This is a genomic window from Bradyrhizobium sp. 153, assembly GCF_023073835.1.
GTDB lineage: Bacteria > Pseudomonadota > Alphaproteobacteria > Rhizobiales > Xanthobacteraceae > Bradyrhizobium.
This window is the reverse complement of the sequence record NZ_JADPKH010000017.1, coordinates 52,131-77,017: the sequence shown is the minus strand read 5'-3', so window position 1 is coordinate 77,017 and position 24,887 is coordinate 52,131. Positions and strand designations below refer to the sequence as shown.

The 24,887-nt window shown below is 63.8% G+C and carries 23 protein-coding genes and 1 pseudogene; 8 read left to right on the top strand and 16 right to left on the bottom strand.

Translation table 11 applies throughout. The features are described from left to right. Positions 1-42: 42 nt before the first annotated feature. The gene (locus IVA91_RS04255) at positions 43-1,200 is read left to right on the top strand and encodes an MFS transporter (RefSeq protein ID WP_247277186.1); all 1,158 of its coding nucleotides are present in this window, start codon (positions 43-45) and stop codon (positions 1,198-1,200) included. Positions 1,201-1,231: 31 nt separating this feature from the next. After that, the gene (locus tag IVA91_RS04250) at positions 1,232-1,423 is read left to right on the top strand and encodes a hypothetical protein (protein ID WP_247277057.1); all 192 of its coding nucleotides are present in this window, start codon (positions 1,232-1,234) and stop codon (positions 1,421-1,423) included. On the opposite strand, the gene IVA91_RS04245 is transcribed toward IVA91_RS04250, so the two are convergent. From IVA91_RS04245 to dmeF, 3 genes are all read right to left on the bottom strand, one after another. Continuing rightward, a complete protein-coding gene (locus tag IVA91_RS04245) occupies positions 1,420-2,298 on the bottom strand; it encodes a DMT family transporter (protein WP_247277056.1) in 879 nt (292 codons plus the stop codon). The genes IVA91_RS04250 and IVA91_RS04245 overlap by 4 nt on opposite strands. Before the next feature lie 180 nt (positions 2,299-2,478). Then, positions 2,479-3,309, bottom strand: a complete 831-nt coding sequence (locus IVA91_RS04240; RefSeq protein WP_247277055.1) for an N-acyl homoserine lactonase family protein — start codon at positions 3,307-3,309, stop codon at positions 2,479-2,481. A 72-nt stretch (positions 3,310-3,381) separates the two neighbouring features. Continuing rightward, positions 3,382-4,350: a CDF family Co(II)/Ni(II) efflux transporter DmeF gene (gene dmeF / locus IVA91_RS04235; protein ID WP_247277054.1), complete on the bottom strand. Its 969-nt coding sequence runs from the start codon at positions 4,348-4,350 to the stop codon at positions 3,382-3,384. Positions 4,351-4,547: 197 nt separating this feature from the next. Between dmeF and IVA91_RS04230 the strand changes: the two genes are divergently transcribed. The 3 genes from IVA91_RS04230 to IVA91_RS04220 all read left to right on the top strand — a co-directional run bounded on the left by IVA91_RS04230 (position 4,548) and on the right by IVA91_RS04220 (position 7,700). After that, positions 4,548-5,366, top strand: coding sequence for a chromate resistance protein ChrB domain-containing protein (locus IVA91_RS04230; RefSeq protein WP_247277053.1), 819 nt, complete (start codon positions 4,548-4,550; stop codon positions 5,364-5,366). Then, complete coding sequence (chrA, locus tag IVA91_RS04225; protein ID WP_247450876.1) at positions 5,366-6,751, top strand: chromate efflux transporter; 1,386 nt, start codon at positions 5,366-5,368, stop codon at positions 6,749-6,751. Before IVA91_RS04230 ends, chrA begins: the two co-directional genes overlap by 1 nt. A 511-nt stretch (positions 6,752-7,262) precedes the next feature. Then, positions 7,263-7,700, top strand: a complete 438-nt coding sequence (locus IVA91_RS04220; protein WP_247277050.1) for a nuclear transport factor 2 family protein — start codon at positions 7,263-7,265, stop codon at positions 7,698-7,700. 271 nt (positions 7,701-7,971) lie between these two features. Here IVA91_RS04220 and IVA91_RS04215 read toward each other — a convergent pair whose 3' ends face one another. After that, a complete protein-coding gene (locus IVA91_RS04215) occupies positions 7,972-9,834 on the bottom strand; it encodes a response regulator transcription factor (RefSeq protein WP_247420683.1) in 1,863 nt (620 codons plus the stop codon). A 457-nt stretch (positions 9,835-10,291) separates the two neighbouring features. Here IVA91_RS04215 and IVA91_RS04210 point away from each other — a divergent pair. Continuing rightward, positions 10,292-10,399, top strand: a pseudogene (locus tag IVA91_RS04210) (IS110 family transposase); the annotation flags it as partial. A 36-nt stretch (positions 10,400-10,435) separates the two neighbouring features. Here the strand turns inward: IVA91_RS04210 and IVA91_RS04205 are convergent. From IVA91_RS04205 to rpoZ, 12 genes are all read right to left on the bottom strand, one after another. Further along, on the bottom strand, positions 10,436-11,212 hold the full coding sequence (locus IVA91_RS04205) for a DUF4239 domain-containing protein (protein ID WP_247420680.1): 777 nt from the start codon (positions 11,210-11,212) through the stop codon (positions 10,436-10,438). Positions 11,213-12,490: 1,278 nt separating this feature from the next. Further along, on the bottom strand, positions 12,491-14,749 hold the full coding sequence (parC, locus tag IVA91_RS04200; RefSeq protein WP_247277047.1) for a DNA topoisomerase IV subunit A: 2,259 nt from the start codon (positions 14,747-14,749) through the stop codon (positions 12,491-12,493). Positions 14,750-14,809: 60 nt separating this feature from the next. Continuing rightward, on the bottom strand, positions 14,810-15,097 hold the full coding sequence (locus tag IVA91_RS04195; RefSeq protein WP_247277046.1) for a hypothetical protein: 288 nt from the start codon (positions 15,095-15,097) through the stop codon (positions 14,810-14,812). Positions 15,098-15,197: 100 nt separating this feature from the next. After that, entirely contained in the window at positions 15,198-15,950 is a 753-nt protein-coding gene (gene recO / locus IVA91_RS04190) for a DNA repair protein RecO (protein WP_247277045.1), read from the bottom strand. Positions 15,951-15,990: 40 nt separating this feature from the next. After that, positions 15,991-16,371, bottom strand: coding sequence for a hypothetical protein (locus IVA91_RS04185; protein WP_247277044.1), 381 nt, complete (start codon positions 16,369-16,371; stop codon positions 15,991-15,993). Positions 16,372-16,392: 21 nt separating this feature from the next. Next, positions 16,393-17,319 carry a GTPase Era gene (gene era, locus IVA91_RS04180; RefSeq protein ID WP_247277043.1) on the bottom strand — a complete coding sequence of 309 codons (927 nt, stop codon included), beginning with the start codon at positions 17,317-17,319 and terminating at the stop codon, positions 16,393-16,395. Further along, complete coding sequence (gene rnc, locus IVA91_RS04175; RefSeq protein ID WP_247420676.1) at positions 17,309-18,145, bottom strand: ribonuclease III; 837 nt, start codon at positions 18,143-18,145, stop codon at positions 17,309-17,311. Before rnc ends, era begins: the two co-directional genes overlap by 11 nt. After that, the gene (gene lepB, locus IVA91_RS04170) at positions 18,142-18,906 is read right to left on the bottom strand and encodes a signal peptidase I (RefSeq protein WP_247277041.1); all 765 of its coding nucleotides are present in this window, start codon (positions 18,904-18,906) and stop codon (positions 18,142-18,144) included. Before lepB ends, rnc begins: the two co-directional genes overlap by 4 nt. A 248-nt stretch (positions 18,907-19,154) precedes the next feature. Further along, the gene (gene acpS, locus IVA91_RS04165) at positions 19,155-19,574 is read right to left on the bottom strand and encodes a holo-ACP synthase (RefSeq protein WP_247277040.1); all 420 of its coding nucleotides are present in this window, start codon (positions 19,572-19,574) and stop codon (positions 19,155-19,157) included. Then, positions 19,571-20,323 carry a pyridoxine 5'-phosphate synthase gene (locus IVA91_RS04160; protein ID WP_247277039.1) on the bottom strand — a complete coding sequence of 251 codons (753 nt, stop codon included), beginning with the start codon at positions 20,321-20,323 and terminating at the stop codon, positions 19,571-19,573. Before IVA91_RS04160 ends, acpS begins: the two co-directional genes overlap by 4 nt. A gap of 45 nt (positions 20,324-20,368) precedes the next feature. Continuing rightward, entirely contained in the window at positions 20,369-22,654 is a 2,286-nt protein-coding gene (locus IVA91_RS04155) for a bifunctional (p)ppGpp synthetase/guanosine-3',5'-bis(diphosphate) 3'-pyrophosphohydrolase (protein WP_247277038.1), read from the bottom strand. Positions 22,655-22,860: 206 nt separating this feature from the next. Then, the gene (rpoZ, locus tag IVA91_RS04150; RefSeq protein ID WP_007603391.1) at positions 22,861-23,253 is read right to left on the bottom strand and encodes a DNA-directed RNA polymerase subunit omega; all 393 of its coding nucleotides are present in this window, start codon (positions 23,251-23,253) and stop codon (positions 22,861-22,863) included. A gap of 329 nt (positions 23,254-23,582) precedes the next feature. On the opposite strand from rpoZ, the gene IVA91_RS04145 reads away from it, so the two are divergent. After that, a complete protein-coding gene (locus tag IVA91_RS04145) occupies positions 23,583-24,227 on the top strand; it encodes an NYN domain-containing protein (RefSeq protein WP_247277037.1) in 645 nt (214 codons plus the stop codon). Further along, positions 24,208-24,882: a uracil-DNA glycosylase gene (locus IVA91_RS04140; RefSeq protein ID WP_247277036.1), complete on the top strand. Its 675-nt coding sequence runs from the start codon at positions 24,208-24,210 to the stop codon at positions 24,880-24,882. Before IVA91_RS04145 ends, IVA91_RS04140 begins: the two co-directional genes overlap by 20 nt. The last annotated feature ends 5 nt before the right edge of the window (positions 24,883-24,887 follow it).

Sequence of the window (24,887 nt, the reverse complement as noted above, 5' to 3'; positions counted from 1 at the left end):
CACAATGACGAGCTTGTCGGCAAGAATCGGAGCCACGCGCAGATGAGCCGGCGCCAGCTTCCGATCATCCTGGCGCTCGGCGCCACGCAGACCCTGGCCTGGGCTTCCAGCTATTATCTGCCGGCGCTGCTCGCCGATCCCATGGCGCACGACCTCGGCATTTCCTCCAACTGGATTTTTGCCGCGTTCTCGGCTTCGCTCGTGATCGCGGCGCTGCTCGGCCCGCGCATCGGGCGGCAGATCGATCTCGTCGGCGGACGGCAGGTGCTTTCGGCCTCGAACCTGACCATCGCCGCCGGCCTCGTCCTCCTCGGCCTCTCGCACTCGGTGGCGGTGATGGCGATCGCCTGGCTCGTGCTCGGCGTCGGCATGGCGATGGGCCTCTATGACGCCGCCTTCGCCGCTCTGGGGCGCATCTACGGCACCGAGGCGCGCAGGCCCATCACCGGCATCACGCTGATGGCGGGCTTCGCCTCCACGGTCGGCTGGCCGCTCACCGCCTGGGGTCTGTCCCATATCGGCTGGCGCGAGACCTGCTTTGCCTGGGCGGCTGCCAATATCCTGATCGGCCTGCCCCTCAACTTCTTCATGCTGCCGGTGATCAGGGGTGCGAGGCAGACGGCGGCGACCGCCGAGAAGCCGCATTTGCCGCTCGACCGCACCATGATCCTGCTGGCCTTCATCTTCGCCGCGGTCTGGACCGTCACCGGCGCGATGGCCGCGCATTTCCCCCGCATCCTGGAGACGACGGGCGCAACACCCGTCGAAGCCATCGCGGCCGGCGCGCTGATCGGCCCGGCCCAGGTCGGCGCGCGCATGCTCGAGGCGGGCTTCCTCAGCCGTTTCCATCCGCTGTGGTCGACGCGGCTCGCCTGCCTCACCCATCCGATCGGCGCGGTGGTCGTCGCGATCTTCGGCGGCGCTGCGGCGAGCGCGTTTGCGCTGTTCCACGGCTCCGGCAACGGTATCCTGACGATCGCGCGCGGCACGCTGCCGCTCGCGATTTTCGGACCAAAGGACTTTGGTTACCGTCTCGGCATCATCGGCGCACCGGCGCGGATGGCCCAGGCGGTGGCGCCGCTCGCCTTCGGTCTGCTGATCGACATCATGGGGGCCAAGGTGCTGATCGTCTCCTCCGCGCTCAGCCTGTCGGCGTTGGCGGCGTTGTTCCTGATCCGTGCCGGGCCGCGCCCGGATTGACCGCCCGGCCCCTTTCGCGCACAAGCGGGCCATGAGCGAAGACCCCGGCCCGCCACGCACGTTCAAAGGCCTCCTGCGCTGGGCGACCACGGCGCCCCAGGCCTGGGGCGTCTATCTCCTCGCCGTCCTGCTGGTCTGGCTGCTCTCGTTCTATGCCGGCACGCTGAAGCCGAAGAAGACGCCGGAAGCGAGTCCGCCCACGGTGACCGTCCCGCGGAGCTAGGCGGGCTTCGTCTCGCTGGTCGCGATCCAGATCCCGGCGAACACCGCAACCAATCCGACAAGCAGATGAGCCGTAATCGGCTCGCCGATGAGGAGCGCAGCAAGCAGAGCGGCGGCGATCGGATTGATCGTCATCGTGTTGGCGACGCGAGTCGGCGTTGCCCGCTCCAGCGCCATGACCCAGAGGATGAAGGCGAGTGCGCCGCCGCCAATGCCGAGATAGATGCCGGCAATCCACTGCGCCGTGGTGAAGTGCTCGAGCGCCGCAAAGCTGCCTCTCACCAGACCCGCCAGTACCAGCACGACGGCACCCGCACCCATGCCCACGGTGAGAAAGCCGAGCGCGCTCGAGCGCTGCATCAACGGACGCGACAATACGTTGTAGAACGCCATGCAGAACACGGCTGCAGTCATGATCAATTCGCCGCGCCAGGCCCCTGGCGGACTGTGCGCCAGGCCGGTAGCCAGCGCTGCCGCCACGCCGAGCACGGCGATGCCGACACCGATGATCTTCCGCACCGTCAGCCGCTCGACGCCAAGGAGCGCCCCCACCACCATCGTGTGAAGCGGCAGCGTCGCGAGCGCAAGACTGGCGCGGGCAGCGGTCGTGTAGGACACCGCGATGTTGTAGAGGATGAAGAACAGACCGAAGAAGCAGATGCCGAGCAGCGCCACGGTCGGCCAATCGGACCGCTGCGGCCAACGCACGCCAAGCAGCAGCGCGCATGGCACGAGGCAGAGAAAGCCGATCCCCCAGCGCAGGATCGCGAGCATGATCGGATCGGCGCCGCCCACGAGATAGCGGGTAATAGCCGCCGCCGTGCCACCGAGGCTGCTCGACGCCAGCGCGATCGCAACCCCGGCCCATTCGCCCACCGCTGTCTCCTGTCGCGGAGCTTTTGGCGGGCCTAGCACGAAGCTGCTGCCATCGTCGTGGCAGCAGCTTCTTCACACGCCCAGCGCTTCCGGTCCGATGCGATCGGAACGGAAGCTCTGGATGCTTGTTTTGACGCGTTTTCTTGGCGCGAACCGGTGCCCACTTCGCTCGAAAACGCTCTACTCGTAAAACTCGGGCGCCATCTTCTGGCTGTCGCGCTGGGCCTTGTCGTGGTTGATCCAGAGCTGCGCTTTTTCCCTGGCGAGCGTGTCGGCAATCTTCTGCATCGAGGCCGCGCTCTGGTCCTTGTTGACGTTCATGCTCGGCACGCGGCGGTTGTCCCAATTGTCCTTGAAGTGGACGGCATCGCCCGACAGGATCACCGCGCCGGTTTTTGGCAGTTTCACCAGCAGCGACTGGTGTCCCGGCGTATGGCCGGGCGTGGATAGAATGGTCACGCTGCCGTCGCCGAACACGTCCTTGTCGCCTGCGAGCAGCTCGACCGGATGCGACGGCTTGAAGCGCGGCGCGTTGTTGGGCCCGGGCCAGTCATATTCGGCCTTCTGCACGTAGAGCATGGCCTGCGGAAACAGCTCGACATTGCCGGTATGATCGGGATGCGTGTGCGAGACGGCCACCACTTTGACGTCGTCGGGCTTCAGCCCGAGCTGTTCGAGCTGGGCGGCAAGCGTCTTCGGCCGGCGCCAAGTGACGGCTTTGGGATCGGCGGGCGCGAGTCCATTCGGCATCGCGGCGACGGAATCGGCAATGCCGGTGTCCCACAGGAACCAGCCCTTGGCGTGCTTGATGAGATAGCAGCTGTCGACGAAGTCCATCGTCTTGCCTTCGTTGAGGCCAGGCGTCCAGCGGGAGATGTCGCCGGCGGTGCCCTCGCCGCAATTGAGCACGTAGAGCTTTTCGACCCCGGTCTTCTCCGATTGCGCCAGCGCCGAAGGGCCGGGCAGAGCGAGTGCAGCGATGGCGAGCGCGAGCTTGATCCTGGGCATCATTGTTGTTCCTCCCGTACAGGGCGACGACCGAGGATCAACCCCGGCCCGTTCGCGCAATTCCCGTCAAGCAAATCAATGCGGGCAGGTCTCGACCTCGACCGTGACGTGGCTGAGGCCCTTTAGCCCCGCGAGCCGCCGCTTGTAGACGGCCGGCTGCTTCGGCTGGTCCGACACCACCGAGAGCAGCACGGCACAATGGCCGGGCCCCACCTGCCACAGATGCAAATCGGTGACGCGGTCGTCGCCAACTTCCATCCGCGCCCGGATCACCCGCTCCAGCTTCTCGTCGGCGCGCACGTCGAGCAGCACCGCCCCCGATGACTTGATCAGGCCGAACGCCCAGCTCGCGATCACGGCGCTGCCGATCAGCCCGACGGCTGGATCGGCCCAGACCCAGCCCGAATACATCGCGACGGCGAGTGCTGCGATCGCCAGCACCGAGGTCGCTGCGTCCGCCATGACGTGCACATAGGCGGCACGAAGATTGTTGTCGTGATGATGATGGTGATGGCCATGATCATCCTGGTCGTGGTCATGATCGTCGTGATGATCATGGGCGTGGCTGTGGCCGTGATGATGATCGTGGTTGCCGCGCAAGAGCCACGCGCTCGCGAGATTGACGCACAGGCCGAGCGCGGCGACCGCGATCGCCTCGCCATAGACGATCGGCACCGGCGTGATCAGCCGCAGCACGCTCTCATAGGCGATCTCGATCGCGATCAGGCCGAGGATGATCGCGCTGGAGAAGGCGGCGAGATCGCCGAACTTGCCGGTGCCGAAGGTGAAATGCGCATTTTTCAGGTGCCGGCGCGCAAAACGATAGGCAAAGGCGGCGATGCCGAGCGCCGCCGCATGCGTGCCCATGTGCCAGCCGTCGGCCAGCAGCGCCATCGACCCGAACAGCGAGCCGGCGACGACCTCGCCGACCATCATGACCAGCGTCAGGACGACCACGAGCCAGGTACGCCGCTCGTTCTCGTCGTGCTTGTCGCCAAGAAAGGCGTGGTCATGGGTCCATTGTTCGATGGAGTGGGAATGCATCGAATTCTCCAGAAGATTCAGGTCTGTCGGCCTGCAGTATAGACCGCCGAGGCGCGATTTTCTAAGGCCCAATCGTGCCGCGGATTGACAGTCCTGCTTAGTTTCGCTGTAATCGGCGCCATGGGGATTTGAGCGATCTCCCCACGAGGCGACACGCCCAAGCATCGCGTCCCGTTCGTTTCTTGCGAGGACGCATCATGTCTACTTTCACGACCATCTCATCTGACAAATTGGCACGGCTGGTCGGCACCGCGAACAGCCCGGCCCTCATCGATGTGCGCACCGAGGAGGATTTTGCCGTCGACCGGCGGCTGATCCCAGGCTCCATTAAGCTCAGTCACGACAAGGTGACGGACTGGGGCGGCGACTTCGCCGGCCGCCGGGCCATCGTCTCCTGCCTGCGCGGTGAAAAGCTCGCGCAGGGCGCGGCGGCGTGGCTGCGCCAGCTCGGCGTCGAGGCTGAGACGCTGGAGGGCGGCTTCGAGGGCTGGAAAGCGGCAAACCTGCCGCTGCTCGACACGCGCAAGCTGCCGCCGCGCGATGCCAGAGGGCGCACTGTCTGGGTCACGCGGGCCCGGCCGAAGGTCGACCGCATCGCCTGCCCCTGGCTGATCCGCCGCTTTGTCGATCCCAATGCGGTGTTCCTGTATGTGGCACCGTCCGAGGTGATCGGCGTCGGGGAGCGGTTCAATGCAGCTCCCTTCGACATTGAGAACGTGTTCTGGAGCCACCGCGGCGAGCTCTGCACCTTCGACGTCATGATCGAGGAATTCGGGATCGCCTCGCCACCCCTGCTCCGGCTGGCGACGCTGGTGCGCGGCGCCGACACCGCGCGGCCTGATCTCGCGCCAGAAGCGCCGGGCCTGCTCGCGGCCTCGCTCGGACTATCGCGCATGTATGACGACGACCTCGCGCAGCTCGAGGCCGGCATGCTGCTCTACGACGCCTTCTACCGCTGGTGCCGCGACGCCACCACCGAGACCCACAACTGGCCGACCAACAAGGTGAAGGCGTAATGGATATCCGCAACGTTCAAGCAGGAGCTGACGCCGGTCACGGGGTCAGCTTCAATGAGGCCTTTCGTGTCTGGCTCCGCGTCGCCTGCCTGAGCTTTGGCGGGCCCGCGGGCCAGATCGCGGTGATGCATCGTATTCTGGTCGAGGAGAAGAAGTGGATCTCTGAAGCCCGTTTCCTGCATGCGCTGAATTACTGCATGCTGCTGCCGGGACCGGAAGCACAGCAGCTCGCGACCTATGTGGGCTGGCTGATGCATCGCACCGCCGGCGGGCTGATGGCGGGCGGGCTGTTCATCCTGCCCGGCATCATCGCCATCATGGGCCTGAGTTACGTCTACGCCGCCTACGGCAATGTCAGCTTCGTCGAGGCGCTGTTTTTCGGACTGAAGGCCGCCGTGCTCGCCATCGTGGTCGAGGCCGTGGTCCGCGTCGGCAAGCGCGCGCTGAAGAACCGCATCATGATCGCGCTCGCGGCCGCGGCCTTCGTCGCCATCTTCTTCTTCGCGGTCCCCTTCCCGATCATCATCATCGCCGCCGGCATCATCGGCTATGCCGGCGCGCGCGCTGGCCGTCCGGAATTCGCACCGGCTGGTCACGGCCACGGCGGCAGCGGCGCCGCGATCGACAGCATGCTCGGCGAAGCTGTGCCTGAGCACGTGCGGCCCAATACGGCGCGCGCGATCCGCGTCGGCGCGCTGTGGCTGGCGCTCTGGCTGATACCGGTGATCGGGTTGTTGCTCGCTCTTGGGCAAGACAATGTGTTCAGCCAGATCGCACTGTTCTTCTCGAAAATGTCGCTGGTCACCTTCGGCGGCGCCTACGCCGTGCTGGCCTACGTCGCACAGCAGGCGGTCGAGCATTATCACTGGCTCAAGCCGCATGAGATGCTGGACGGCCTCGGCATGGCCGAGACCACGCCGGGCCCGCTGATCATGGTGCTCCAGTTCGTCGGCTTCATGGCCGCCTACCGCGACCCGAGCGGCCTGTCGCCAATGCTGGCGGCAACGCTTGGCGGCTTGCTCGCGACCTGGGTCACCTTCACGCCCTGCTTCCTCTGGATCTTTCTCGGCGCGCCCTATATCGAGCGCCTGCGCGGCAACACGGGATTGGCCGGCGCGCTCGGTGCGATCACCGCCGCGGTTGTCGGCGTGATCCTCAACCTCTCGATCTGGTTCGCGCTGCACACGCTGTTCCGCGCCACGGTGCCGGTGACCGCCTTCCCGTTCGACTTCGACATGCCGGTGCTGACGAGCGTCGACGTGCCGGCGCTGGTGCTGTCGATTGCAGCGGCCACCGCGATCTTCCGGTTCAAGCTCGGCATGCTCACAGTTCTCGCCGGCAGTTGTGCCGCGGGCGTGGCGATGCGGTTAGCGGGGGTAATTTAGGGCCTGCACCCACGAGTCCGTCGCGCCCGACTTGCCATCGGAAGGCGACGTTGAAGGCGACAGCGCTACATGGCGGTCTTGCCCAAAATGGCGAATTACACCGTGACCAGCGCAGGGATTTCCGGCCTACGTACTGTGCGCCGGCGCTCTCTCCCATTCGTCAACGTGGTTGACGGTAGTTGCCCGGAATTGCTGTTCCGCGAGCTATTGGATGGAGTCTTCGGGCAACCAGCCATGATCAATATGCCTTCGCAAACTGGTCGTGGTGGTTGAAGTTCGGCGCATGTGTGACCGGCTGCATCAGCGGTGCCATGGCGCGCGATACGGACTCCCGAGGTGAACGGCGTCATTGAAGTTACCATCGCCTGCACCTCTTCCTTAATGAACCAATGGCCGGCCACAACGCGACCGGCGACGGTGTCGTCATGCCCGCGGGAGCGCAGCCGCGCCGGACGACCGGACTGATAATCTGATCAATCGGGAAAGGCATTATCCAACAGAGGAGTATCCTATGAAGTTGGCTCAAACATCAGCACTAGTCATTTGTCTGCTTGGCGCGCCAGGGATTTCGCTGGCTGCGGATGCCAAGGGGGATGTGGAGAAGGCATACGCCTCTTGGGATGCCGCATTCAACAAGCACGACGCAAAAGCCATCGGCGCTTCCTATGTCGCGACGGCAAAATTGATGCCGCCTACACATCAGGTGGCGTCAGGTCCGGCTGAGATCGAGAGTTTCTTTGCTGGACTGTTCGCGAACGGCGTGACGGGTCACAAGTTGGAGATGATTGACGCCGGCGGAGACGACAAGGTTGTGTTCGGGACAGCCAAGTGGAGTGCCACGGGTAAGGACAAGGAGGGCAAGCCGTCTCCATTGGGTGGTCTGGCGATGCACGTATTCGAACGCCAAGCCGATGGATCGCTCAAATTGAGGCTGCAAACATTCAACTAAAGCGGTCGAAGCTGATCAGTCCGGTGAGGCGGCGGCCTTACCGGACACTCAGAAGGGCTACTTGTCCCGGTGCAAGATATGTCCGGGGTGGGTCGCAAGCCGTCGATGATGACCAAGCGGGACGACTTCCGATTCGCCCTTAGAAGCTGCTGCCGGAACGCGACTTGAACCGACAGGGCTGCGTGGCGGCTAAGGGCCTAGAAGCAGACGCTGCGGACGCGCCGGCAACGCTCAAAGCAGCAGTACCGACGCTAGCGAGGCGCCGAGTAAGCTACACAAACAAATCATGCGTCAGATGGTGCTCAACGCTTGCGTGATCAAGGGCGCTTTGCTCGGCGTGCGAAGGGCCAATCAGGTCCGCATCCTGAATTAGCGCCAGTCCATTTTTTCCGGCATCGTGCAGAGTATATTCCACTGCATCCGGTCCGTGGCCGTTCCCAGAATTCTCTGAAACTCTGACCTCTGCCCTATCATTCTTGAAATGAAAGGAATCTTCGAACTGGGGCGCAGCTGCCGTTGCATTCTGGTCCGGCCCCGCATGCAGAGTTTTAGAACCGCTTATGGGCACCTTGGGCAAGTCAGCCTGCGATTGGCCGGAATTGAAATGGCTACTCTGTACATCGTCCTTGGCGTGCTGATCGGCAGTTGCGGAACCTTCCTCCGAAGCGTCTAAGTCGCGATGCGATTGCCCCCAGTCAGAATCGTGTCCGGTTGAGTCGTGCTTGGCGGGCTGCTTATCGGCTGCTGCCCCGTGTTCCGAAATATGCAAATCACGCTGCGATTGTCCATGATCTGGATCGTCTCCCGGTGGCCCGTCTCCGGCGTGTGGCTTACCGGCTGCTGCTCCCTGTTCCGAAACATGCAAATCACGCTGCGATTGTTCATCATTGGATCCGTCGGCTGCGGTCGCGTGTATTGTGCCGTGTTCGGCATTCCTCGACGCGTCCGTCGCGGCCGCCTGCTCGAAGCCGCTATGATCGATCGGAGCGTCGATGGCGCCGGATCCGACGTGAGGGTTGCCGCCGGCGCCTACGCTATGCTCGCTTGCGGCTGCATCGACGATCTGATGCTCGTCGCTTTTGCCGATGGCATCGCTTCGGCCAGCCTCGAAAACGAATGATTCATGGCGGCCTTCGGGATTAAGCCGGGCTAGGTTCTCCAACTCGTTTAGGGTCGCATCGGCGCTGCCAGGCATATTAAGGGCGCCCAATTCGCTGGTGGCGTTTTCGGCAGCCGACGCAAAGCTATCCCAAAAAGTGAACGCCTGCGCAGGACTGTTAAGGAGTTCGTAAATCGAAACTCCGACCGCCATGAGCATAAACCCGCCAAAGTCACTGATGCTTGACCTTGGAGGGTTGAGTGCCGGCGATGTGATCGTGCTGGCGGCAATATCGGCGCGGGACTCGATGAGCTTGCTGCCCCGCGTCGGGATGTCAGCTCCAGAGTTCTCGGCACGATCGGCTTTACCCACGGCTCTGGCCGTTTTACCCGAAGCCGCGGTCGTTTTTGGGGGGCTGATTTTGATGGTCACGACAGCGCCGGTGTCGTCTGCGGCCATTACCGTGACACTATCGGTAAGCGCATGATGAACTGCGCTCGCGCTCGCGGGCTGAACGTCGTCCAGCGCTGCCCAAATCAGAGCTGCAAGCGCGCCGACCCTGCCGTAAAGGCGCGATAGGGCGAACGTTGCGAGCTCGGTTCGGTTTTTGATCTCAGACTGCGCAGACATGTGATCAACTCGCGCCTTGATCGTGCCTGTGGCGACGTTGAGCTGGCGCGCAATCTCCTTGTTCGACATACCGCAGGCGACCAGACGTAGGATCTTGCGCTCCAGGTCCGTCGACGCTGCAAGTCCATTTTCGCCGCACGCGCCCTTGCCGGGCTTGCGGATAGCCGCCCGATCGGCGGTCGGTGCCACCAGCCTCAGGGACCGGAACAAGGTTTCGGGCTCCTCGCGCATCGGAATCGCAGTGCAGGCGCCCGCCGCGACGGCGTCAGCGATATCGCCTCGCGCAACCGATGCTGTGTAGAATACCAAGCGCGTGGGAAGGTTTTCCGCAGTAACGGCGGCGAGCATTTCAGAAGCCGTCACGTCAGAAAATCCGTCCTCCAAAAGGGCGACATCTGGCGTCAACCTCCGGACTGCTTCGAGGCAAGCCGCTCCATTAGTGCATGACGCAACAATCTCGAAGTCACGCTCCGCCGCAAGTAGCGTCCCAAAACCCTGCAGAACGATCGGACGACGATCTGCTATCAGTAGTCGGATACGAAGCACCTGCTCTACCTCGCCCGGCCTTCCGTCCTAAGTCACCCAGCAGAGGCGAGCTAGATTGAACGGAGTGACACTCAAGAGCAGCCCGGCAACGCACAACAATCCTCTTGGTTCCTGTAGATTAGTACGGCAATCGGATGATGTTCGTGCTTGCAGCCGATCGATGGCCCTCGTAGCCGGCAGAAAGCCCATCGGATAGGAAATCACAGTGTGGGCAGAACGAGATGAGCAAACCGTCCGCTCATGGGATGGTCCGGCTGTGCTCCAGCCCCGCCACTGCGAGAAGGTGGCAAGGGGCGCTCAAGGCAAGGAGCACGCCATGTCTCAGAACCTCAATGCAGCGATCGCAGTGATCGGCATCGGTATTGGCAAGAATTCGTTCCACCTCGTGGGTCATGATCACCGCGCTGCCATCGTGCTGCGCAGAAGTGGTCACGCCTCCCATCCCCAAGGGTATAGGGTGTCAATCCACAGCGACCTGTCGAAACGCTGTCGGCGCCATGGACACGCCGCCAAAGCCAAAAGGCCGGTCATAGACCATGAGCAGGACGAGGCACACAGCGATTGCCGTAGAAAAGATAAACAAGGTCGCCGCCATCGCCGCTCGATTATCGATATGTATCATTGCGATCGTCACGAGGATCAGCATCGTCAAGACAATGATGACTGCCCACTGGATCGGCGCGATCTGAAGCTGGCTGAGCCGAATTCTATCTCGCCGGACTTCAAACGCATGTTCGATCGCGACCAAGGCGCGCTCCTGGGCCAGCTGCTGAGCGGGTTGTGCGGGCGTAAAGGAAAGGACCGCCGCCATCGCGTCAGTCAATCCAGTCGGGATTGCTTGCAAAGTGGCTTCGCCCCTGCCCATCGCTGGCCAATCCTGCGTTTCAATGAAATGAAGGTGGCGCTTGAGGCTATCGCGCAGATTGTTCCGAACATCCGGTGGCAAAGCATCCGCGAGGAGCATGGCCTGTCGGAGAGCACTGGCTTCCTGACCGACATATTCCCCGGCCCGATCGACATTTGTCCATACGCGCGAGGACAGGAAGGCGAGGAGCAGGGCCAGGATAACCGCCAGAGGCGTCAACGTCACAGGCGAGGCCGCCTTCAGCTGCCTCACCACTGCGCGCCGGGACAGGATTGCCGCTGCGCCGAAAGTCGCAATCGCCAACACGTAACAGAAGCCGAATACAAGAAGCATGATGCCGGGAATCGAATGGGACTCAACCCAATGCAACATTGGTCCTCCTGAGCTGGCTACTCCTGTCCTTCTAGAATACGCCCCGAGTCCCCTGACCGGAAGGCCACACCGCACGGGTGCTGCAGGCAAGCGGGCATTCGCGTGGTGCCGAAGGACGACACCGACTAGGATCAGGAATATGGCTTCACCGACAATCGGCGGATGCCGAAGCCGTTAACTGCTGCGCCGCGGCAGTTCGATCCCGATGTCCGGAGGGGTCAGGAGCCCTCGATAATGCTCGAGCGGGGCGACTTCCGCTTTGCCCCTTAGAAGATGCCGTTCAGGAGCACCAGCCCTCAAAACAAAAGCTCGTCACGGCGCACCCGTCGGCCATCACCCGTCGGGCAAAACAGCTGACCACTTCCGCACCCTCGGCTGTCAAGACCCGCTCTGCAAAATATTCATATTTACCGAAATTCGGATTTGTCGTATAGAAAAGCACCCTGGCCCGAGACAAGGGGCGGATCGCGATCGTCACGAACCGCGGGCTGGGCAGCGATGGACGCGACGGCGTCGAGCGTAACAGGCATTGCAGGGCGGCTTCAGCCGTGAGCAATGCCTTCGCGCGAACGACACGACGCCGACAGCGTCTTCGCATGGCTTCGGGGGCGAGCACACGCCACCCCTCGGATTCCCAGCGAAGACGTGCGCGGACGGAGAAGTCGTGTGGTCCTGACGCCCGGGGTCTGTGCGTCAAGTCCTGTGGTGATGTAGCGGCCCGACCGGGCCCGCGCATCAGTCATCTGCATGGCGACGGGGGCAACAGTGCATCGCTCCCCGAGGAGAGCACGAAGGACACCGTTAAAACCATTCGCGCAGGGAAGGCCGGGCGACCGGCATCACCTGTTGTCCACCCCGTGTGCATTTCTATCGCACACGGACTCGGGTGCCGCCGGCGCCTGGCCTTCCCTGCGCCCTTGTCTTTTCCGAGGGCGCGCCGTGAAGCAAAGCTCGGGCGAGATGCGCCGCGAGAACGCGATGGTATGTCTGCTGTTTGAGATGCGAATCGGAGAGCGATGGCCTCGCCACTTGCTCCATTGCGAGCGCAGCGAAGCAATCCAGAGTCTTTCCGCGGCGGGATTCTGGATTGCTTCGCTGCGCTCGCAATGACCATGTGAGACGGCGCTCCCCTCTGGTGCCCCGGACGCAGCGCAGCGCTACTTCAGCGGTGCGCTGCTGAGCCGGGGCGCCCATGTCTCCGAGCGATCCGTGCCGCACGGGTCCCGGCTCTGCGCAGCAACGCGAAAAGCGTTGCAGCGCGTCCGGGACAAGAGAGTGCTACCCAATCGCCCGGCCGAACTTGTTCGACTTCGGAAACCCCTTCGGTGCCAGACGGCCGGCATCGGCGCGGTTACCTTGCCATTCGGCGAGCTCTTTCATCGTTGCCGAGAATTCGCGCCCCGCGGAGTCCTTCCAGGTCAGCCCCGCCTTGGCATCGAATACCGCGACGTCGGAGAGGCCGCCGTCCTTGTATTTCTGCAAGCGCATGCCGCGGCCGCGGGCCATCTCGGGGACTTGGTCAAGCGGGAAAATCAGCATCTTGCGGTTCTCGCCGATGACAGCAACGGTGTCGCCTGTTACCTCGGTGATCGCGCGCGCCTCGTTCGGCATCTCGACGTTGAGGACCTGCTTGCCCTTCTTGGTGGTGCCGACGCAATCGTCCTCGTTGACCACAAAACCCTGGCCTTCGTGGCTCGCGACCAGGAATTTGCGCCCGCCCTTGTTGACGAACAGCGCAACCGGCGCAGCCTCCTGCTCGAGGTCGATGAACAGGCGGATCGGTTCGCCGTGGCCGCGGCCCCCGGGCAGCTTCGCCACATCGAGCGAGTAGAACTTGCCGTTGGTGGCGAACAGCAGCAGCTTCGAGGTCGTCTCCGCAAAGAAGGCGAAACCGAGCTTGTCGTCCTGCTTGAAGGCAAGGCCGGAGAGATCCTCGACATGGCCCTTCATGGTGCGGATCCAGCCCTTGTCAGAGACCACGACCGTCACCGGCTCGCGCTCGACAAAGGCTTCCTCGATCGCGGCGAGATCGTGCTCGGGTGCGTCGGCAAAGGTGGTGCGGCGCTTGCCGAGCGGCGTCTTCGGCCCGAACATGTCGCGGACCTTGCCGACCTGCTCGCCGACCTTTTTCCATTGCTCGGCTTCCGAGGCGAGCACCGCATTGATGCCCTTGAGCTCGGCGCGAAGCTTCTTGTCCTCGGTGCGGATCTCCATCTCCTCGAGCTTGCGCAAACTGCGCAGCCGCATGTTGAGGATGGCTTCAGTCTGCACCTCGGTGAGCTTGAACGCCTTCATCAGCTCGGGCTTCGGCTCATCCTCGGTGCGGATGATCTTGATCACCTTGTCGATGTTCAGATAGGCGATCAGGAGGCCGCCGAGCACTTCCAGCCGGTGCTCGATCTGCGCCTTGCGGTGATTGTTGCGGCGGATCAGCACGTCGCGCAGATGGTCGAGCCACTCGCGCAAGCACTCGGCCAGGCCGACCACCTTGGGCACCTTGCCCTTGATCAGTACGTTCAGGTTCAGCGGGATCTTGCTTTCAAGCTCGGTCAGCCGGAACAGCGACTCCATCATCAGCGCGGGATCGACGTTCTTCGACTTCGGCTCGATGACGAGACGGACGTCCTCGGCCGATTCGTCCCTGACATCACCGACCAGCGGGAGCTTCTTCTGATCCAAAAGCTCGGCGATCCTCTCCACCATCCGCGACTTCTGCACCAGCCAGGGGATCTCGGTGACAACGACCACCCAGGTGCCGCGAGCGCCCTCCTCCTGCTCCCACCGCGCGCGCACGCGGAACGAACCGCGGCCCGTCGTGTACGCCTCGGCGATCGCCTGCTTGGAATCGACGATGATGCCGCCGGTCGGGAAATCCGGACCCTTGACCCACTTCAGCAGCGCCTTGGATTTCGCGTCGGGCTTCTCGATCAGATGCAGCGCGGCGTCGCACAGCTCGGCGGCGTTGTGCGGCGGGATCGAGGTCGCCATGCCGACCGCGATTCCTTGCGCGCCGTTGGCAAGCAGGTTCGGGAAGCCGCCGGGCAGGACGATCGGCTCCTTCGACTGGCCGTCGTAATTGGCGCGGAACTCGACCCCGTCCTCGTCGATGCCATCGAGCAGAAGACGCGCGACGTCGGTCATGCGCGCTTCGGTGTAACGGTAGGCGGCCGGGTTATCACCGTCGATATTGCCGAAATTGCCCTGGCCGTCGACCAGCGGGTAGCGCGAGGAGAAGTCCTGCGCGAGACGCACCATGGCGTCATAGATGGCCTGGTCGCCATGCGGATGGAACGAGCCCATCACGTCGCCGACGATTTTTGCGGATTTCTTGAAGGCCGTGCCGGGGTCGAGCCGGAGCAGGCGCATGCCGTAGAGGATGCGCCGGTGCACCGGCTTCAGGCCGTCGCGCGCGTCCGGCAGCGCACGGTGCATGATGGTGGAGAGCGCATAGGCGAGATAGCGCTCTTCCAGCGCTTCACGCAGCGGCACCTCGTGAATTTCGGCCGGTTCTTCCGGCGGAACGATTCGTTTTCCCATGTCGCCCGGTTAAACCGTGGAAGCGAATCGGGCAAGGATGGATTGGTTCCTTGTGGGTGGCTAGTGCCCCGCCCAGCCGGCCGTCACAGGCTGGGTGGTTTGCGGACTCTGAGCCTGCGTGCTGGACGGTGCATTCGCCAGGCAATGCCGGGCGGTCTCGATCTCAGCCTCGCTCGCGCCCTTGGACCGCGCCCATGCCTCTGCGGCTGCAGCCGAATATTTGGCCACATAGTACCGGATGACGGTGCAGGATGCCCGACGAAACACGCCAGGTTGCGGCTCGCCGGCCATTGCATCAGGCGCGCACGCGAGCAGCGCCGCCGATAAGGCGAATCCCTTGATCAACATTTAGGCTAACCCCGCTGTGGAACCGGCGGGTCAATTCGGCCGGCCGAGATTTGGTTCCCGGGGAACTTTCAAGTAGGTTGGCAGGCCCAGGCGCTTTTCATCATGGCACCGGAATCTCCGCCCTTGCCTGCTGCCGCATCAAGGCGTTGATGAATCCGGCGCGCGCGTCGGAATGGCCCTGCCCGCGCGGCTCCAGCACGTGGCGCAGCAGGAACAAGCCGGTGAGCCGAAAGCCGTCCTGGAGATCCTGCTCGGTAAGGTCGGTGTGCACCTCGCCCTGGCGCAGGAATGACGGCAGCCGCAACAGCCGATCGCGCCACGGCTCGCCCGCGCCGCGCGACACCGCGCCGCCGGATTTGGGCGAGACATAGATCAGGTCCGTGGTCTCCCCGGTCACCGCGCAATTCTCCAGCGCGAGCCCAAAGCCGAGTTCGGCGAGCATCGCCAGCTCGAAATGGATGACATGCACGGCGGCGCCGCCGATATCGTCGAAATCGTCGAGCGAATGTTCGAGCAGAGCAAAGATCGCCTCATGCGGATCGCGCTCGGGCAGCAGCCGCGCGATCGAAGCGAGATGGGTAACGCCGTAGACGCCGTGGGATGATGCCAGCAGCGTCGCCGCGCGCAGCTTCAATCCCTCGATCGCATAGGTCCCGAGATGCTCGTCGAGCCGCGCCCGCCACACCGCACTGACGCTGTTCCCCGGCTGCAAAAGCGGCCGCATCCGCGAGCCGGCACCGCCGCGGACGAGACCAAGATGCCGGCCGTGCGCGCGCGTCAGCAACTCGACGATGGCGCTGCTCTCGCCATGCCGCCGCACCCCCAGCACGATGCCTTCGTCGGTCCATTCCATGGCAGGAAGTGTAGCCCACCCTGCGGCGTCGCGCGAGACGCTAGGCGTTGAACCAGCTCTGCGCATCGCCCGTGAAGGAGAAATACAGGCCCATCGTCGTCAGCACGCAGGAGACGATCTCGATGGCACTGTCGAGCTCCATGCCCTTCTCGCCGATGATCTGGCCGAGCGAGATCACCGACAGCACGAGGGCTGCCGCAAGCACCCAGCGCGGCCAGTTCTTGCGTCCATGCGCGGCGAGCCAGACGAAATAGACGAGAAGCAGGATCATGCCGCCGGCGAGCAGGGTGGCGGTCATGATCATTTGCTCGGCCATCTCGGCGTTGGGCGTGCGGTCCTGCACCGCGACCGACAGGGCATCCAGCATCAACGATGCATAGAGCAGCGCTTCGAAGCGCCGGACGTTGCTGGGCACGCTCATCGGATACCGATCTTTTCTTGGTTATTCCTTGGGGAAGTCCAGGCCCATCTCGCGATAGCGATCCGGATCGTCGCCCCAGTTCTCGCGCACCTTGACGAACAGGAACAGATGCACCGGCACATCCAGGATCTGCATCAGTTCTTTGCGCGAGTCGGCGCCGATCGACTTGATGGTGGCGCCGCCCTTGCCGAGCACGATCTTGCGCTGGCTTTCGCGCTCGACGAAGATCGTCTGCTCGATGCGGACTGACTTGTCCTTGCGCTCCTCCCACTTGTCGGTCTCGACCGTGGACTGGTAGGGCAATTCCTGGTGCAACTTCTGATAGATTTTTTCGCGCGTGATTTCGGCAGCCAGCTGCCGCATCGGCGCGTCCGACATCTGGTCCTCGGGATAGAGGAATGGACCAGGAGGCACCATCTCGGCCAGCGTCGTGCGGATGTCGTCGACGCCGTCGCCCGAGATCGCCGCAATCATGAAGGTCTTCGCGAATTTCATGCGCTCGTTGGCGGCTTGGGCCAACGCCAGCAGCTTCTCGCGCTGGACCAGGTCGACCTTGTTGATCACCAGGATCTTCTCGTGATTGACGCTGGCCGCCTTGGCGAGGATCGCCTCGGCCTCCTCGTCGATCCCGGTCTTGGCATCGAGCAGCACGCAGACGAGATCGGCGTCGTGAGCCCCGCTCCAGGCGGTCGAGACCATGGCACGGTCGAGCCGGCGCTTCGGCGAGAAGATGCCGGGCGTGTCGACCAGGATGATCTGCGCGTTGTTCTCGATCACGATGCCGCGGATCAGCGCGCGCGTGGTCTGCACCTTGCGCGAAACGATCGTGACCTTGGCGCCGACCAGCGCGTTCGTCAGCGTGGACTTGCCGACATTCGGCGCGCCGATCAGCGCAACGAAGCCGCAGCGCGTAGCAGTGGGCGCCTCGCCGCTTGCTTCAGCCGTCATTGCCGCCGCCAACGCCTTCGCGTTCGATCATCACTGAAGCCGCCACCTTCTCTGCCGCACGCTTGCTGCCGCCGATGCCTTCGGCCGGGGCCAATCCCGGCAGGTCGACGGCGACGCGGAATTGCGGATCGTGATGCGGGCCGGTGCGCTCGACCTCGCGGTAGACCGGGGTCGGCAAGCCTTTCCCCTGCGCCCATTCCTGGAGCACGGTCTTGGGGTCGCGCAAGGGACGGCGCGGCTTGTGCATGCGCTCGGTCCAGTTGCGCCTGACGAATTCGGCCGCCGCCGCGTACCCGCCGTCGAGGAAAACGGCGCCGATCACGGCCTCGCAGATGTCCCCGAGCACGCTCTTGCGCAGGCGGGCGTCGGCGCTGGGGCCGACCGAGCCGAGCTTGATGTCGTCGAGCAGACCGAGCGATTTTGCGACGTCGGCGCAGCTCTCCTTGCGCACGAGCTCGGCAAGCCGCTTGGACAGCTCGCCTTCGTCGGCGTTCGGAAAGGTGTGATAGAGCATGTCGGAGACGACCAGCCCGAGCACGTGGTCGCCGAGAAATTCCAGCCGCTGATAGCTGTCGCCGCGCTTGCGCCCGGACTTCAGTGCCGAGACATGCGTGATCGCCTGCATCAAGAGGTTCGGGTCAGTGAAGCTGTGGCCGATGCGCGCCTCGAGCGCCGCGTTCGCGTCCGCGCCCTTGGCCTTGCTGCTTCGCGTCCGCTTCTTCTTCGCGGGCGCCTTGCTCGCAAGCGGTTTGGTCGCAGCTTCGCCCTCGGGGCCGGCTTGCGCCTCCGTCAGTGGGGTCGCGATGTCCTTGGCTTCGTCTTTCATCGGACGATATTGAAGAAACGATTCCAGCGCACCGCCCAAGGCCAGCGCCAGAACATCCAGGCATGCTCGCCTTCGGCGATGGAGAAGAAGATCATCTGCGCGCGGCCGATCAAGTTCTCCTGCGGTACATAACCGACCTGGCCGAGGAAGCGGCTGTCGGTCGAGTTGTCGCGGTTGTCGCCCATCATGAAGAAGTGACCGGGCGGCACCGTGTAGACGTTGGTGTTGTCCATGTAGCCGTTGTCGGCGCAGTCCAGCGTCTCGTAGGACACGCCGTTCGGTAGCGTCTCCTTCCAGCGCTTCACCCGGGAGATGCCCCCGCCTTCGGAGCCGCACGGATCCTCGCCGACGAACTCGCTCATGCGCTGCCGCTCGACCGGGGTATCGTTGATGTAGAGCAGACCGTCCCGCATCTGGATGCGGTCGCCGGGAAGACCGATCACGCGCTTGATGTAGTCGGTGGAATCGTCCTTGGGCAGCCGAAACACGACGATGTCGCCGCGGTCGGGGTCAGAGCCCCAGACCCGCCCCGAGAACAGCGGCGGCGAAAACGGGATCGAATAGTGACTATAGCCGTAGGAATATTTCGAGACGAACAGATAGTCGCCGACCAGCAGCGTGGCCTTCATCGAACCGGACGGGATGTTGAACGGCTGGAACAGGAACGTGCGGATCACCAGCGCGATCAGCAGAGCATGGATCACGACCCGAATCGTTTCGCCGACACCGCTCTCAGTTTTCGTTCCCGAAGTCACGCTCATTGCTCTCTCAATTCCGGCCGGCGGTCACAGAGCGCCCTCCTCCCGCGAACAGCCGATCGGCTCGCGGCCCAAGGAGATTGTCCTGATTCTGATAGTGAGGGCCAATTCCGGCGTAAAGCCGAATTCACCCAGCCTGATTTGCGTCGACGGACTTTTAGACGGTTGTCGGAGACCGCGCAATCAAGGATCGCATCAAAACTGCATAAGATATTGGTATTTCAAATGAATTATGAGATTACAGGATCCGGTCAGGGCTTGGCCAGCGGGACGGCGGAAATGACGACGAAGGCCTGCGCGAGCGGCCAGTCGTCTGTGATCGAAACATCGATCCGCGCCTCGAACCCTTCCGGTGTCAGGGCCTGAAGCCGAGCCAAGGCGCCGCCGGTCAGTTGCATGGTCGGCCGTCCGCCCGGCAAGTTGACCACCCCCATGTCGCGCCACCAGACGCCGCGCCGGATCCCGGTACCGAGCGCCTTGGAGCAGGCCTCCTTGGCGGCAAAGCGCTTGGCGTAGGTCGCCACCACCATCTTCTCGTTCTTGGCGCGCCGCTCCGCCTTGGCCCGCTCGGCCGCGGTGAAGATGCGGTCGAGGAAGCGCTCGCCATGGCGCTCGATCACCTTGCCGACGCGGGTGATGTCGATCAGGTCCGAGCCGATTCCGATGATCATGCCCGGCTCCGGCCGCGGTCCATCGCCGCGCGCATGCTGCGCACGGTCTCGGCGAGCCCTACGAACAGCGCCTCGCCGATCATGTAGTAGCCGATGTTGAGCTCCATGATCTCAGGCAGCGCCGCGATCGTCTCCGCCGTCGTATAGTCGAGCCCGTGGCCGGCATGGACCTCGAGCCCCGCTTCCTTCGCCAGCTTCGCCCCCGCCACGATCCGCTGCCATTCGGCATCGGCCTTGCCGGTCGGGCCGTCGAGGACGGCGTCGCACCAGGCGCCGGTGTGGATCTCGATCACGGGGGCGCGCAGCCGCGCCGCCATCTCGATCTGCGCGGGGTCGGCGGCGATGAACAGCGAGACCCGGATGCCGGCATCGCTCAGCCGCGCGATGTAGGGCGCGAGCGCATCGTGCTGGCCGACGACATCTAACCCACCCTCGGTCGTCACCTCCTGCCGCCGCTCCGGCACGAGGCACACCGCGTGGGGCCTTGTGGCGAGCGAGATCCGCATCATGTCGTCGGTCGCCGCCATCTCGAAATTGAGCGGCTTGGAGATCTCCGCCTTTAGCCGCGCCATGTCCTCGTCGCGGATGTGCCGGCGATCCTCACGCAAATGCGCCGTGATGCCATCCGCGCCGGCCTCGATCGCCACCAGCGCGGCGCGCACCGGATCGGGATTGCGGCCGGCGCGGGCGTTGCGCAGGGTCGCGACATGGTCGACGTTGACGCCGAGGCGGAGCGGAAGTGCGGGCATTGCAGGACTCTCGAGCTCAGGGGGACAGACGCATGCGAGAAGCGTCTATCCATTAACACGTTCGACGCGGGCGACGACCGCCTTGGCGCGCAATTGGGCCAGGATCGCGCTCAAATGCTTCAGATCGTAGACTTCGAGGTCGATCGTCGTCTCCGTGAAATCAGGTGAGCGGCGCTGCATGCTGATGTTGTCGATGTTGCCATCGTGCTCGGCGATCACGGTCGCGATCTGTGCCAGCGCGCCGGGCTCGTTGACGTTCTCGACCTTGATGCGGGCCGGGAAGCGCTGCGGCAAGGAATCCTCGATGTCCCAGCGCACGTCGAGCCAGCGCTCCGGCTCCTCCTCGAAATCCTTCAGGGCGGGCGCCTGGATCGGGTAGATCGTAATGCCCTCGCCCGGCGTCACGATGCCGACGATGCGGTCGCCGGGCACGGCGCCGCCGTTCGGCGCGAACTTCACCGGCAGGTCGGAATTGATGCCGCGGATCGGAATGGCGACCGGGCTGCGTGGCGACTCCGACGACTTCTCCTTGAGCTTGGCGGCGAGCCCCTTCTTGATGCCGTAGCGCGCGATGCGCTCCTCCTTGTAGTCCGGATACATCGCGCGCGCGACGTGGGAAGCCTTGATCTCGCCGCGCCCGACCGCCGCCATGACGTCCTCGATCGAGGTCCGCGCCAGCCGCGGCAGCGCGCCCTTGAGCTTGTCGTCGGCATATTCGATCTTGGCGCGCTCGAACAGGCGCTCGACGATGCGCCGGCCGAGACCGACATATTGATCGCGCATGGCGGTGCGCGTGGCGCGGCGGATCGCGGCGCGCGCCTTGCCGGTGACCGCGAGCGTCTCCCAGGCCGACGGCGGTGCCGACTGCGCTTCCGAGGTCAGCACCTCCACCTCGTCGCCGTTCTGGAGCTCCGAGGACAGCGGCGCGAACTTGCCGTTGATCTTGCAGCCGACCGCGCTATTGCCGACGTCGGTATGCACCGCATAGGCGAAGTCGATCACGTTGGCATGGCGCGGCAGCGCGATCAGCTTGCCCTTGGGGGTGAAGCAGAACACCTGATCATGGAACAGCTCGAGCTTGGTGTGCTCGAGGAATTCCTCGGGATTGGCGCTCTCGGAGAGGATGCCGATGGTGTGGCGCAGCCAGGCGAAGGCGTTGGATTCGCGCTTGAGGTATTCGGTCGGCGAGCCTACGCCCTCCTTATAGAAGACGTGCGCGGCGATGCCGCGCTCGGCGATCTGGTCCATCGCCTCGGTGCGGATCTGGAGCTCGACGCGCTGGTTGCCGGGGCCGATCACGGTGGTGTGGATCGAACGGTAGTCGTTCTGCTTCGGCGTCGAGATGTAGTCCTTGAAACGCCCCGGCACGACCGGCCAGGTGGTGTGGACGATGCCGAGCGCGCGATAGCAGGCTTCGATGTCGCTGACGACGAGGCGAAAGCCGAAGATGTCGGACAATTGCTCGAAGCCGACCGACTTGCGCTCCATCTTGGTCCAGATCGAGAACGGCTTCTTGCGGCGGCCATAGACCCTTGCGCCCAGCCCCCGGTGGCGCAGATTGTTGGAGAGCTGGTCCTCGATCTCGCCGATCAGATTGCGGTTGCGCTCGGCGAGCGCATCGAGCCGCTGCATCACCACCGAATAGGCTTCGGGATCGAGCGTGCGGAAGGACAGATCCTCCAGCTCTTCACGCATTTCCTGCATGCCCATGCGGCCGGCCAGCGGCGCATAGATGTCGAGCGTCTCCTCGGCAATGCGCCTGCGCGATTCCGTCGGCACGAAGTCCAGCGTGCGCATGTTGTGCAGGCGGTCGGCGAGCTTGACCAGAAGCACTCGGACATCGTCGGCAATGGCCAGCAACAATTTGCGCAGGTTCTCGGCCTGTTTGGCCTCCCGCGACACCAGCTCCAGCCGCTTCAGCTTGGTCAGGCCCTCGACCAGAGCGCCGATCTCGGGCCCGAAGATCTGGTCGATCTCGGCCCGTGTCGCTTCAGTGTCCTCGATCGTGTCGTGCAGCAGCGCGGCCACGATGGTGGCGTCGTCGAGCTTGAGGTCGGTGAGAATCGCCGCCACTTCAAGCGGGTGCGAGAAATACGGATCGCCTGAGGCGCGGGTCTGCGAGCCGTGCGCCTTCATCGCATAGACATAGGCACGGTTGAGCAGGTCTTCGTTGGTGTTGGGATTGTAAGACCTGACGCGCTCGACGAGGTCATATTGACGCATCATGCGTGCGCGAGGCTTCGCCGGGCGCGCCACCGGCGCAGTCGGGGCCACGGCAACCGATTCGGTTGCGGCCTGCATCTGCATTGGTTTCCAGCGCCGATACACCATAAGTCCTGCCTTCAAACGGACCCCGACGCGACCCGTTGCATACATCTTAACGCCGATCCCCGGCGCGTCCGATCAATTCAGTGACAGGGCGCAGCGCGAACCGACAACACTATGGTAACCACGAAAACGCCAACAAAAGCAAAGGCCCGAACAACGGTTCGGGCCTTGATAAGATCACAAGAGGTCGATGATTGCGACGGGACGACCTACTCGTCCTCCTCCGGCTGCTCCTCGGGCGGTGCGAGGCCTTCGAGACCCTTTAGGAGCTCCTCTTCGGTCATGCGTTCGACGGCGACCTCGGTATCGTCCGCATCGACGCTCGCGCCCGCGGAACCGATCAGCGGCACCGTATCAGGCTCCGGCTCGTCGACCTCGACGAACTTCTGGAGCGAGTGCACCAGCTCCTCGCGGAGGTCCTCCGGCGAAATGGTCGTCTCGGCAATTTCGCGCAAGGACACAACAGGGTTCTTGTCGTTATCGCGATCAACCGTTAGTTGTGAACCGGACGAAATCATGCGGGCGCGGTGGGCGGCCAGCAGGACCAGGTCAAACCGGTTGTCGACCTTGTCGATACAATCTTCTACGGTGACGCGAGCCATGGACTGTCGCTCCGTTGTGGGTGGGACGAAATATGTGGGTGATCGGGGCTAGTTATAGGGACCGGGCCGCTTTCGCAAGGCCAATTTGTGATTTGGCCTCGCCAAACGGCTCTGCTACCCCCACATTGGGGCTGGGATGGGTGATTTCCCGGGCTGCCATCGAAGGTAACGCCGGGCGTGTGGAAGTCCGCCATAACTATACCTTGATTGCCCCGACTTCTCCGGATTTGCGGTTTCGACGGCTTTCGACGGCGCCTTAGAACTGCGCGGCTTGCTGCCGCCGCGCCAACAATAAACGATCAATCACGACCACTACGCGAGCAAACTGAATGTCAATTTCTCCTACCAACAAGATCGCGCTCTTCATCGATGGCGCCAATCTCTACGCGACGGCGAAAACTCTGGGCTTCGACATCGATTACAAGCGCCTGCTGAAGGAGTTTCAGAGCCGCGGGACTCTGCTTCGGGCGTTCTACTACACCGCTATCATCGAGGATCAGGAATACTCCTCGATTCGCCCGCTGATCGATTGGCTGGACTACAACGGCTACACCGTCGTCACCAAGGCGACCAAGGAATTCATCGACGCCTCCGGCCGCCGCAAGGTCAAGGGTAACATGGACATCGAGCTCGCCGTCGACGCCATGGAGCTCGCCGAGCATATCGACCAGATGGTGCTGTTCTCGGGTGACGGCGACTTCCGCTCCCTGGTCGAGGCCGTCCAGCGCCGCGGCGTGCGGGTCACCGTGGTCTCCACCATTGCCAGCCAGCCGCCGATGATCGCCGACGAGCTGCGCCGCCAGGCCGACGTCTTCACCGACCTCGTCGAGCTGCAATCCAAGCTCGGCCGCGACCCGTCCGAACGCCCCGCCCCGCGTGATCGCGGCGAGCGCGAGGGACGCCACCACGCCCCGCAATTCCTCCAGCGCGCAACCACGATGGCGCCGAGGGGCGATGACGACTTCGAGGAGTGAGGCGGCCCGGCCAAGCCGCCAGCCATCCACCGTCGTTCCCGACCGTGACTGCCCCCTCTGTCCGCGCCTGGTCGCCTTTCGCGAGGCCAACCGCGCGCGTGAGCCGTCGTGGCACAATGCGCCGGTTGCGCCCTTCGGTGACATAAAGGCGCGCCTGCTGATCGTCGGCCTTGCGCCGGGGATGCAGGGAGCCAACCGCACCGGTCGTCCCTTCACCGGCGACTATGCCGGTGATCTCCTTTACGCGACGCTGCTCGAATATGGGTTCGCCAAGGGCACCTATCAGGCGCGCCCCGATGACGGCCTGAAGCTGGTCGATTGCCGGATCGCCAATGCCGTGCATTGCGTGCCGCCGCAGAACAAGCCGCTTCCGATCGAGATCACCACCTGCCGCCGGTTTCTCGTCGCCAATCTGGCGACCATGCCGAACCTGCGCGCCATCGTCGCGCTCGGGCGGATTGCGCACGACAGCGTGCTCAAGCCGCTGAATCTGAAGGGCTCGCAAGCTCCCTTCGGCCACGGCGCCGTGCACCAGGCGGGCGCGGTCAAGCTTTACGACAGCTATCACTGCTCCCGCTACAACACCAACACAGGGGTGCTGACGCCCGACATGTTCCGGTCCGTGTTCGCGAAGGTGAAAGCCGACCTCGATTAGGCCCC